Genomic DNA, 11,165 nt, shown 5'->3' with positions numbered 1-11,165 from the left:
GCTTCTCCATCTTCATCAAGTAATTAGAAGTAATCAAAACTATTTAAATTTATCGTTTAATCGGGTACAGCCTCTCGGCTTAAATAAGCTTTTTATTTTTAACATGGTTCTCATTTTGAGTAGCGCTGTCAACACATTGAGTATAAGATACTAGGGAAGGGTGGATTTATTGAATATCAGACTGGTGCTACTGGACTATGATTTAACAATGGTATATAATGTATTTGATTTCTACGAAGCCTATTCAAACGCTCTTAAACACTATGGAGGCGGCTTTATATCATTTGAAGAATTCCTGACATTGTTAAACCAGGATAAGCTATCTACTCGTATCCCTGAAGACGTAAGTGAGACTGATTTCTGGGTTTTATTTAGGAGACTATATGTCTCAAGGCATCCATTACCGATGGATGGCGTCAGAGATCTCCTGAGGCTCCTTAAAGGCCTCTCCGTGAAGGCGGTTGTGGTATCGGGTCGTGAGACTAGTAACGAGTATATATGGAGGGATCTTAGGATGCTTGGGTTAAGCGAGTACATAGATGAAGTATACACTGTATGCGACCTTAAGAGGCTTAACGGCTTCGAAGAATACCTCTTCGATAAATCATGGCTTATATCATACATCCTTAGAAAACACTGGGTAAGCCCCTGCAACGCGTTATGCATTGGTGATTTTACAACGGATCTACTCAGCTGTAAGAAGCTCGGTATACCATTCATCGGGGTGAACAAGGATGATTATAGAGGTGAATTATTAAGGAGGAAGGGGGCTGAGATAGTAGTTAAAAACCTCTTCGAGGTCATTGAATGGATACCTGAAATAGATAAAAGGGCTAGGTGCTGACGTATCTTCCATCACTAGTTATATAGGCTTCACCACGGTCTAGTAGAGAGTTGAGTGCCCTTCTGATTTTGTCCTCACTCGCGATACCTGATAGTATTATATGTATTTCACGTAGGTTCATTGGTTTATAGCTTATCAACTCCTTTATAATGGATTCCAATTGCTCCTCATTAGGGGCTGTCATGAGAACTACTTCCTCATCCTCATGCAATATCTTTAATCTCACTCTCCTAGCTAATTCCTCGATCTCATCCTGGGTTAAATTAGCCATTGGTATCGCCTCACTAGTTCCATAGGCTAAACATTTATTACTGGAGTATAATTTTGGTTTAAAGATGCTTTAAATATATCTCCAGATAAGTACCCGGAATAGGAGTACCCGGTATGAGTGTAAGGCTGATTCTACGGTATGATAAAACAGTGAGGTATAGCTTAAACCCGCTTATCGCTGTAGCTGATAAAATACCCGGTGTAAGAGTAGTGTTAGCCGAGGACACTGGCAAGCTCTACGCAGCTGTCAACGAGGCTTTAATGAATAATGAGAAATGTGTTGTGGGATACAGTATTCTAACAACCATGTTAGTGAACGACGCATTCCTTAGTGAATTAAAAAGCATCCTCAAATACCTCGGGGAGAAAAACTGTATTACGATAGCGGGCGGTCCCCACGCCACAGGAGATCCGCTGGGAACTCTATTCAGCCTCGGCTTCAAAGTAGCCTTCATAGGTGAAGCCGAGGAAAGCCTCGATGAGTTCCTACGTCACCTGGTTAACGGCACGGATCCATTTACCACCAAGGGAATAGTCTTCCGTGAGGAAGATAAGGTGATAGCCACAGGTAGGGCGAGACCCATAGACCTAGATAAACACGATCCCTTCCCATACTGGAGGAGAATAATTAATCCATTAGAGATAACACGGGGATGCCCATATGGATGCCTTTACTGCCAGGTAAGCTATATACATGGAATGAGCTATAGGCATAGAAGCATTGAAAAAATAGTGTTCTATGTTAAGGAAATGGCTAGGATCGGCGTAAGGGATTATAGGTTTATAACGCCGGATAGCCTATCATACGGGCTTACTAAAATAAGTCGTGAGCCCGACACCGGTTTAATCGAGGAGCTTCTCTCATCGATACACAGTGCTCTGAGAAGTATTGGTGGGCGCATATTCTACGGCTCCTTCCCTAGTGAAGTAAGACCGGAACACGTGAACAAGGATGTAGTAAGAGTACTAAGGAAATACGTGAACAACCGGGAGATCATTGTAGGAGCTCAATCAGGAAGTAACCGGGTACTTAGATTAATAAGGAGGGGACACAGTGTCGAGGATGTTTTAAACGCTGTAAGGGAGATCTCAGAGAATGGTTTCACACCAAGCGTTGACATAATTCTCGGGATACCAGGTGAAACACGGGAGGACCAGGAGCTAACTCTAGAACTTATAGATGAAGTAATAAGAAATAATGGCAGGATACACATACATTACTATCTACCATTACCGGGTTCACCACTAGGGCTTCATCCTCCAGCAAGGATACCTAACGATATAGAGGTGAAGATAAGCCGGTTAATAGGTTCTGGGAAGGCTTATGGATCCTGGTTTAGTCAGAAAGAGTTATCTGAAAAAATAATAAAGCTACATGAGAGAGGTGTGATAGTGCCTTCCATATATAAAGGCCCTACTATGAAAACGTTTTAACAATCCTTTTCAAATACCTTGAGTCCTGGATTCGCTTCTAGGGCTGATTAAACTGCCATGAGTTCCAGCTTTTCTCCTCAGATAGTCTGTGAGCCATTGGCACGAAGCGGGATCGTAGTAGCCTCCCTCATAACACTTATATATATATGGACATTTAATGCATGGGATATCCGCCACATCGTTGAATATTTCTTCTAGTGAATAAGGATCTATACCCGCCTCCTCCATGATTCTAATTAGTTTCTCCCTCACTGGTTTAACTAGAAATGTCTTACGACCGCCATGCGTAATAGAGATTCTTTCCACTGAACCGAGTTCCTCGAGTTTTATGAGGATTTTTGAAATGATCCTCGGGTCAAGGTTCAAGTCCTTGCTTAACTGACTTTGATATATCTCCTGGCCCGAATGCCTTACCAGATATTTTAATATCTGTACCTCATTTTCTGAGAACTCTCTGCCACCCATTGTTGTTCACCACAGGTTTCACGTGGTTTGTATGGTAAGCACCCTGCCTAATTAGATATTCTGGTGAAGAATCTAATATATTTGACACCAACAGATACATTCCTGAATACTAGGGCTTCAAGTTTTTCCAGGTGCACATATATACGCGTTTTTCGTGTTAAGAATAAGCATCCGAGTGTCTTCAACAAGCCTGGATGCTACATCCACCTTATGTCTTAACCCTGGCGTGAGGGCATCCGGGTAATCTAGTTTCCTCAGGCTTATGTATATCTCCTCCATGAGATTAAAGTATTTAACCGCCTCATCTATTGATCCTTTGTCAAGTAGTTTAATAATATATCTCCTGAGTTCCCCGATGAGATCCCCTAGTCCCTGTAAATATGGAACATATGGTACGTCTAGGCGTCTCCACGATGAGACATTGTTTTTAACTATCACTTCATAGAATAATGCTGCCTCAACATACTCGCTTAACCCATTGTAAACCATGCCACTATAGTATATGTCGGGGTGTTCCCTCATTAGCCCGTTTATCTTTTTAACAATACCTTCAGCAATGCTGAGCCTTTTCTCAGCATCACCGATGAGCCCCCTGTGGATCAGTGTTACAACGTCGCTAGAGTTCCTTGTAAGTTCCCTGACAAGCCTGTATACCTCTTCACGTACAGAGTCCTTAAGGCTTAGAATCCCATCGATCTCATCGATACTATTCCTGATGACGTTGAGTATTTCCTCTATGTTCTCCATATCTCCCCCTAGTTGAAAACTATATAAGACCCTGCCATAATTAAAATTGCTGATGGGAGTCCCGCCGTAGCTCAGCGGCAGAGCGCCCGGCTGTAGTGAGGGCATAGACACCGGGTGGCCGGGGGTTCAAATCCCCCCGGCGGGATTTCCCCTATAGTATTTCAACCCTTTATCTCTTCCCAGACGTGATCGGGTATTCTTCTATTAAGGATATAATAGATTAGATCACTCGATATAAACGGCTTCTCCTCTACCAGCGGGTATCTGAATGGTAAATGAATTATTCTATCACCATCCCTGATTGATACTCCATCCACGTATTTATAGCCGTTCATTCCCTTATTTAAGTGCATGTAGTATATGTAGTAGACTGCCCCATCTATACTGTATTGCCCATCCCCTATGTTATAGGATTCAATTGATTTAAGTCTGCTACTTATAAGCTCCCGGGTCCTCTTCTTGGGCGGGTGATCTCCTAGTATACCTCCAACTACCACGTACTTGGTTCTAGATAGGATTTCATAGGTTAGCTCCCTGGGACTGGCTGGATCAAGTATTATCACCTCGCCGGGCTTGATGACACCGCTGTTAACGATCTCAATAATGCTCTCCTTAACCGGTATCCCATACCTGCCCAATATTCTATGGTATTTCCCAGGGATATTTGCGAATACCACACAGTTCGAGCCGTAGAAACCAGAGAGATGCCTGTATTCGAGGAGTATCCATGGACTCAATCCATCTTCCAAGTGCTCTATTACAACAACTGGCTTACTACATCCACTGGGAATCATGGTGATGACTTCACCGGGATCAAATCGTATAATATGAAGACGGTTGATAACCATGCTGTGTAAAAAGAAAGCAGTCCCCTGAGATACAAGTGCATCCTTTTAGTAGGCCTATACCTTACCGCAACGAAGATTATGGTTGTATAGTACACTATAGGTGAAAGAGTCCAGGTTACAACACTGGTTTGCAGGGGACCCATGAAATACAGCAGAATAAACGTGATGACGCCATATACTACCCCTGAGGCAAGCCTAATAAGCCATATACTGTCTTCAGTGTTCATTCGCCTGCACCACATGATAATAATCTCGTTAAAACTAATTTTAAATAAATGGTGAAGAGATTGCTTAAGAAGGCCATGGATATATTGGATATCTATTCATGGGTAAACAAGTATAGTAGCGTGGTCACGGGCTGCCTTATAGATAACGCATACCATTATAAATCATACTGGATCCTCAAGCTAAGATGTCGCGAGGGAGTATACATCGTTAAAATAGAGCCCGGGGTAAGGATGCATCTCTCACAAAGCCATCCCGAGGAAAAGGATATTGATGGCTTTACCAGGTTTCTTCGAAGTAGGATAAGGGACTCCAGGATCACGTCTATTAAACAGCCATGGTGGGAGCGAATAATATTGTTTGAGACAAGCATTCATGATAAAATCCTGAGACACTATGTGGAATTACTCCCAAGGGGACAATGGATCATAACGGATCAATGCGATAAAATAGTATATGCATCAAGGTTCATGGAGTATAGGGATAGAAGTATAAAGCCCTCTGAAGTATATAGTCCACCCCCATTGAAGAACCTGTCTCCATCAGACAAGGATGCTCTATTAAATGTAGTTAAGGGCGGAAGGGACCTAGTTAGAACCATTATCTCAGCATGGGGTATTCCAGGCCATATAGCTGAAGAAGCGATACATCGCGCTGGGCTATACGGAGTTAAAAACAAAGGTGTCTCGGAAATACCCTACCAGGATCTCGAGAAGCTTGTGGATGAATACAGAAGAATAGTGGAAGAGGTATTAAATGGTAAGGGATACCTGGTGTATGGCGATGAAAACAAGCTTGAAATATACACCTCTTATGAACCAAGACTATTCAGCGAGGTATACGACAAAACCGTGAAGCCTCTTGACGACATCAACACAGCTATAGATGTCTACTTCACTGAATACGAAGCATACCTGGATTACCAGACGAGAATGGAGGAAGTAACGGAAAAACTCAGGGAGATCGAAGCGAGGATCAAGCGGCAAGAGGAGATAATAGCCGAGTATAATAATGAGATAGAGAACATAGAGTCCATTCTTCAAACCATATACAGTAACTACCATGTAGCCGAGGAGATACTTGAATGTGCTCGTGAAACCAGGGAGAAGAAAGGCTGGGAACACATAGCCGAGGAATGCAATGGTGTCATCGAGATACGTAAGGATAAAGGAATGATCGTGGTCAAGCTCGGCGAGAAAACGCTCGAGCTATCGATACGCGAAGACCTGAGCAGACAGGTAATAGAGCTGGAGAGAAAACATGGCGAACTAGTAAGGAAGACTGAATCAGCCAAGAAAGTACTCGAGGAAATGCATCAACAATTAAACACTATATCTATAAGTATGAATACCGAGGAGAAGACTATTAGAAAACCCTCCCCCACATTTTGGTATGAGAGATTCCACTGGTTGTTCACCAGAAATGGTTTTCTAGCCATCGGCGGCAGGGATCAATCTCAAAACGAGTTGGTGGTACGTAAGTATCTCGGTGAAAACGATGTATTCATACATGCAGACATACATGGAGGCTCAGCCGTGGTCTTAAAAAGTGGGGGTGCACACAGTCTGGAAGACGTGGTCGATGCTTCCTACCTAGCAGCATGCTATTCGAAAGCGTGGAAGGTCGGTTTCAGCTACATAGAGGTCTACTGGGTACCAGGTCGACAGGTCTCGAAGACTCCCCCACCAGGTGAGTACCTACCCAGAGGGGCGTTCATGGTTTACGGCTCGAAAAACTATCTCCAAGTACCGTTAAGACTTGGAATAGGGATCAGGGAATACGTTGATGATATCTACGGCGAGTATTTAAAGATAGTGGTAGGCCCCCAAGAATTAGTTAGAAGCCAGGCTATAGCATACGTGGTTATCATCCCAGGTGATAAAAAGCCGCAGGATATATCCAAAGAAATTGCTGGATACCTGGAGGGGATTATTCTAAGACAGAGAGGTGTTAAGTATAAGATCCCTCTAAGTGAGATCGAGTCAAAGATACCTGGACCCTCAGATATAATGCTAGTCTCCACCCCTTAACAAAATTGAAAATCCCTCCCCTAGAACACTATTTCCACCAATGCTGGTCTTCAACAAGCATAATACCTAGGGAAATAATTTATAACTGAAACCCTCATCCTTTAGGGCGGGGAGGAGGTCGTAAACTCCACCCCTCTAATGAAGACTGAACCCTAGCTGTTGCTCCTGGGAATTGTAACCTATTATAGTTAAACTTATATTCTATATTAGACCTTCTTTAATCCTAGGTACATGTTAAAGCCAGTAAGGGGGATAATTGTGGGAGGAAGCAGAAATATAGAAATAGAACTTTTAAGAATGACTAGTGTAAGCAGGATGAAGGTTGAACTAGTCGAGAGAAAAGGAGTAGGACACCCGGACTATATAGCTGACTCGGCAAGCGAGGCTGCTTCAAGAGCTCTTTCAAAGTACTATTTAAAAGAGTTTGGCACAATATTGCATCACAACCTCGATAAAACACTACTTGTCGGAGGACAGTCGAACCCCAGATTCGGCGGCGGTACACTCTTAGAGCCTATATACATAGTAGTTGCAGGCAGGGCTACTACAGAGGTAAGAGTTGAGGATGGCATAGTTAAAGTACCCTTCGGTAAAATAATTATAGATGCCGTTAAAGACTGGATTAAGAGGAACATGAGATACCTGGATCCGGAGAGACACGTAATAGTGGACTATATGGTTAGAAAGGGTAGTACAGACCTCGTAACAGTATTTGATGCAGGGAGATCATCCGTACCCCTTGCAAACGATACAAGTATCGGTGTAGGCTACGCCCCGCTTTCCACACTGGAAAAACTAGTACTACAGAGCGAGCGATTATTGAACAGTCCAGAGTTTAAATCCAGGGTACCAGCTGTAGGCGAAGACGTGAAAGTAATGGGTCTGAGAAGGAATAAGGATATAGTGTTAACAATAGCGGCTGCAATAGTCGACAGCGAGGTAAGAGATAAATATGAATATCTGAAGGTTAAAGAAGACATAGTAAACGTTGTCTCAGACCTGGCTGGTAGAATAGCTCCAGATTATAATATTAAAATACATGTAAACACGGCTGATATACCGGAGAAGAATAGCTTCTACCTAACAGTCACAGGCACCTCTGCCGAGCATGGAGACGATGGCGCAACCGGGCGGGGCAATCGTGCCAATGGATTAATCCCCCCTATGAGGCCTATAAGCCTTGAGGCGACTGCTGGGAAGAACCCTGTAAACCACGTGGGCAAGATATACAATGTGATTGCTAGAAGGATAGCTGAGAGAGTCTATGAAGTATACAATGGCATATTCTCTGATGTATACGTGGAGCTATTGAGCCAGATCGGTAAGCCGATAGATCAACCGCTTGTCGCAAGCGTGAAATTGATTCCAAGTGATCTATCGATGAACGATATCCCCTCACACATCATGAGCGAGATCCATGGCATAGCAGATGAAGAACTCACTAATATAAAGAGGGTCACCGAGATGGTTCTAAACGATCAAGTAACACTGTACTAAGCTAGCTGTTTTTCCTAGACCTCTGATACTCTTCTATCATTCTCAATATTCTCTCATGTCTCTCCAACTCGATTAACTCATCTATTTTACGCCAGAGCTCGTTAGCCTTCTCAATGACCTCTTTTTCAACTATAACGTAGTCACCTAAGTCATATATGATCTCCGGTTTCACCACCGGGATCCTCTCCTTTAACGGATCGACTGCCACCACGGGTGAAACAATGAAGCCTCTTCCACTGGTTAAGATATTCTTCAACTCGCTTGATATCTCTAATACCTTCTCCATGTAAACACCGCGATTAACTAGTCCACCCTCTCTCCGCACGGTACTCACTTTTGGTATCATTACCAGGTCTCCGCGACCCAGCTTAACTACATGTTCCTCCAGTTGCAACAGCTTTTCATATAGTTCCCTAATAACATTGTCCTTGTCCTCTATTTTCCTCCTTAAGGCTTCCAATTCGTTTTGTAAAGCACTTATCTTTCTCTCGTAATCCTCTATCCCTGGCTTCCTAGAGCGCGTGAGTTTCAACTCTAATTCTAGATCTTTTATATACAGGTCTTTTCTCTCTATTTCATCGAGTAGTTTCCGGACTAGTGCCTCCAACGTGTTCACTTTCTCACTTAGCTTCTCGCATACAGGTGTAGTGGTTGGTTTCATTTTCTCCTCTACTACTGGGGGGATCTTGGGAATACTTCTTTTAAAGTGTTCCTCGAGAACCTCTGAGAAGGGTTTACCCCTGATTATCTCGGCTATAAGCTGGTACCTATCTACTTTTTTCACGTTAGCGAGCTTCGATTTCACTTCTTCAATAGTGGCTTTATAATTATTATACGCCTTTACAGCAGCTGCCAAGGCATCCCTAGTATGTGAGTCAGGTATGTTGACCACGTATTTCTCCGAGTATTCCCTAGCTATCCTGTTTTTCTCATCGATAGTTATATCTTGCTCGGGAACGTAAAGCACCGCGTTAAGCATTGATGCAAGCTTCACAACTGTTTCAGGCGGCTTTGAAACATCCGTCGCAACCACTACAGGTTTACCAATCCTGCTTATCAAGTTGACTATTTCATCCCTATCAGGGCTCTTCATACTGGTTATGAGTACTGGTTCTCCATCTAGCGTAAGAACTGAGACACCTATACTCATCCCTGGATCCACGCCAACTATCACAGGTTTCCTGGCTTGATCGCTTACTGGCTCTATCGACTTCCTGCTCGCATACGGCTTAATAATTATCTTAACATTCTTGTACTTTAAAGGCTTTATTAAACCGTATAGGCTTTCCCTTGGAGCATAAACTATGAACACGCTTTTCTCAAGGCCTCCCTTGCTCCTCTTTATCACCATATCATAGTCGAGCTTGTTCTCATCCAGGATACGCTTTATCTCCTTTGTTGCTTGAGCGATACTGGCCCTTATACACCTCAGGAATCTATCCCGGCTCATACCACCCTGTGTTACACTTCTCCCCTTCGTAACAACTATCCTAGTTTTCTCAGCAAATAACCTGACCTCATAACCTATACCCCTATAGGCTGCCAATGCATTTATATAGGCTGTCTTCAACGGTGTCTCAATCACCGTATCTATCCCTAGCTCCCTTGCCACACTATTTACATCTCTTGCATCATTTGGCGGCCCTGTTACCTGGACCACTTTAACGTTTCCAGGGAGCAACTCAAATATCCTTCTCAACTCATTCTCAGAGGGGGCTAATTCATATATGTTGTCAACAGCTATAATATCAACATGATACTCCAATACTAGTCTAAGCAATCTATATAACTCGACGTCCTCGAAGGATGCAATGATCTCTCCATTCCTTAGCACCACGGCTGAATAGAGGGGTTGCCTTCTGCTATTCGGTGATGAACCAGGTTGTATATCCACGCCGATTACTGTGACGACTATGGTATCACCTAGGTAGTTACTTAGCTTAAAACATCTATTTATACCCGATCCCATGGGACTCAGGTCTGATATTAAGTTTATGTTGGCTGTGTTACCCCTTCATCTGGGGTGTTGAGGGGTACCCTGAGACCCTGTATCCCGGGTTTCTTTGGAGGTGTCCTCAGCCCCCCACCTTATTATAATAAACTCTTCACAGCAGCAAACAACACCAACCAATACAAGCCCATATAAAAACCAAAACAACAGCCAAAAGCTCCCGTAGATCTCCTCACTTAACCAGCTGACACTATTCTATTATAGATCGTCATATGATCAATGTTCAACCCATATACCTTATTGAAGAACCTCACCACGTATTCAACATCCCTCCTCAACAACTGTAACGCGTTGGGTTCCTCCCTGTAGATGTATTGAGGCCAGTCTATTACATAGGGTTTCTCATCGCTTACCGTTACGATTATATTATACTCGCTTAAATCCCCGTGTACAATACCGGCTTCCCTATATGCTTTACTAATAGTATCAATGATATACTCGAGAACCTGTTCTGGTTTCCTAAGCTCAGGGCGTTTATAAAGCTCTACGCCTTCAATGTACTCTGTGACAATTACATGTCTATTGTAGCCCAGGGGAACCGGTACAAGTGCATTTATCGAGGACAGGGTTTTCAATGCTTTGAACTCTCTCTCAGCAGCCAGCTTCGACTCCTCATACCATGTGGTTGAAACCTTGTTGCTACTCCAAGATCTTAGTAGCCTTGTGCGTTGAAAGCTGGTTCTCCCGATCCTAAGTACCTTGACCACTACCTTTAAACCGCCTGGTGCAAGCCCTATGTATATTTCACTCTCCTTGCCAACCCCTATTTTATTTCCTAGTGCCTCAAGTATGTT

At 43.3% G+C, this 11,165-nt stretch carries 11 protein-coding genes and 1 tRNA gene; 5 read left to right on the top strand and 7 right to left on the bottom strand.

Annotated elements, in window-relative coordinates; all coding sequences use genetic code 11:
• Positions 1-160 precede the first annotated feature (160 nt).
• Positions 161-844: an HAD family hydrolase gene (locus ACP5N5_RS03170; protein ID WP_428132822.1), complete on the top strand. Its 684-nt coding sequence runs from the start codon at positions 161-163 to the stop codon at positions 842-844.
• Here ACP5N5_RS03170 and ACP5N5_RS03165 read toward each other — a convergent pair.
• Complete coding sequence (locus ACP5N5_RS03165; RefSeq protein WP_428132819.1) at positions 834-1,115, bottom strand: ArsR family transcriptional regulator; 282 nt, start codon at positions 1,113-1,115, stop codon at positions 834-836. The genes ACP5N5_RS03170 and ACP5N5_RS03165 overlap by 11 nt on opposite strands.
• Positions 1,116-1,228: 113 nt before the next feature.
• Here ACP5N5_RS03165 and ACP5N5_RS03160 point away from each other — a divergent pair, with 113 nt between their 5' ends.
• Positions 1,229-2,548, top strand: a complete 1,320-nt coding sequence (locus tag ACP5N5_RS03160; RefSeq protein WP_428132814.1) for a TIGR04013 family B12-binding domain/radical SAM domain-containing protein — start codon at positions 1,229-1,231, stop codon at positions 2,546-2,548.
• Positions 2,549-2,557: 9 nt separating this feature from the next.
• Here the strand turns inward: ACP5N5_RS03160 and ACP5N5_RS03155 are convergent, their stop codons facing one another.
• On the bottom strand, positions 2,558-3,013 hold the full coding sequence (locus ACP5N5_RS03155) for a helix-turn-helix transcriptional regulator (protein WP_276814900.1): 456 nt from the start codon (positions 3,011-3,013) through the stop codon (positions 2,558-2,560).
• 117 nt (positions 3,014-3,130) lie between these two features.
• On the bottom strand, positions 3,131-3,760 hold the full coding sequence (locus ACP5N5_RS03150) for a haloacid dehalogenase (RefSeq protein WP_428132810.1): 630 nt from the start codon (positions 3,758-3,760) through the stop codon (positions 3,131-3,133).
• A 60-nt stretch (positions 3,761-3,820) separates the two neighbouring features.
• On the opposite strand from ACP5N5_RS03150, the gene ACP5N5_RS03145 reads away from it, so the two are divergent.
• Positions 3,821-3,905, top strand: a tRNA-Tyr gene (locus tag ACP5N5_RS03145).
• 16 nt (positions 3,906-3,921) lie between these two features.
• Here the strand turns inward: ACP5N5_RS03145 and ACP5N5_RS03140 are convergent.
• Together ACP5N5_RS03140 and ACP5N5_RS03135 are read right to left on the bottom strand one after the other, a co-directional pair.
• On the bottom strand, positions 3,922-4,554 hold the full coding sequence (locus ACP5N5_RS03140) for a hypothetical protein (RefSeq protein WP_428132807.1): 633 nt from the start codon (positions 4,552-4,554) through the stop codon (positions 3,922-3,924).
• On the bottom strand, positions 4,551-4,835 hold the full coding sequence (locus ACP5N5_RS03135) for a hypothetical protein (RefSeq protein ID WP_012607697.1): 285 nt from the start codon (positions 4,833-4,835) through the stop codon (positions 4,551-4,553). The genes ACP5N5_RS03140 and ACP5N5_RS03135 overlap by 4 nt, the downstream gene beginning before the upstream one ends.
• A gap of 51 nt (positions 4,836-4,886) precedes the next feature.
• Here ACP5N5_RS03135 and rqcH point away from each other — a divergent pair, with 51 nt between their 5' ends.
• Positions 4,887-6,863, top strand: coding sequence for a ribosome rescue protein RqcH (gene rqcH / locus ACP5N5_RS03130; protein WP_428132828.1), 1,977 nt, complete (start codon positions 4,887-4,889; stop codon positions 6,861-6,863).
• A gap of 231 nt (positions 6,864-7,094) precedes the next feature.
• Positions 7,095-8,360, top strand: a complete 1,266-nt coding sequence (locus tag ACP5N5_RS03125; RefSeq protein WP_428132802.1) for a methionine adenosyltransferase — start codon at positions 7,095-7,097, stop codon at positions 8,358-8,360.
• A 1-nt stretch (position 8,361) separates the two neighbouring features.
• Here ACP5N5_RS03125 and ACP5N5_RS03120 read toward each other — a convergent pair whose 3' ends face one another.
• Positions 8,362-10,329 (bottom strand): DUF460 domain-containing protein, encoded by a 1,968-nt coding sequence (locus ACP5N5_RS03120; RefSeq protein ID WP_428132799.1) that lies wholly within the window; start codon positions 10,327-10,329, stop codon positions 8,362-8,364.
• Positions 10,330-10,547: 218 nt separating this feature from the next.
• The coding region (locus ACP5N5_RS03115) for a serine/threonine-protein kinase RIO2 (protein WP_428132796.1) at positions 10,548-11,165 on the bottom strand (618 nt) is incomplete at its 5' end.

It is taken from the genome of Desulfurococcus sp. (genome assembly GCF_049970475.1).
GTDB classification, from domain to species: domain Archaea; phylum Thermoproteota; class Thermoprotei_A; order Sulfolobales; family Desulfurococcaceae; genus Desulfurococcus; species Desulfurococcus amylolyticus.
This window is presented reverse-complemented; position numbering and strand designations above follow the sequence as displayed.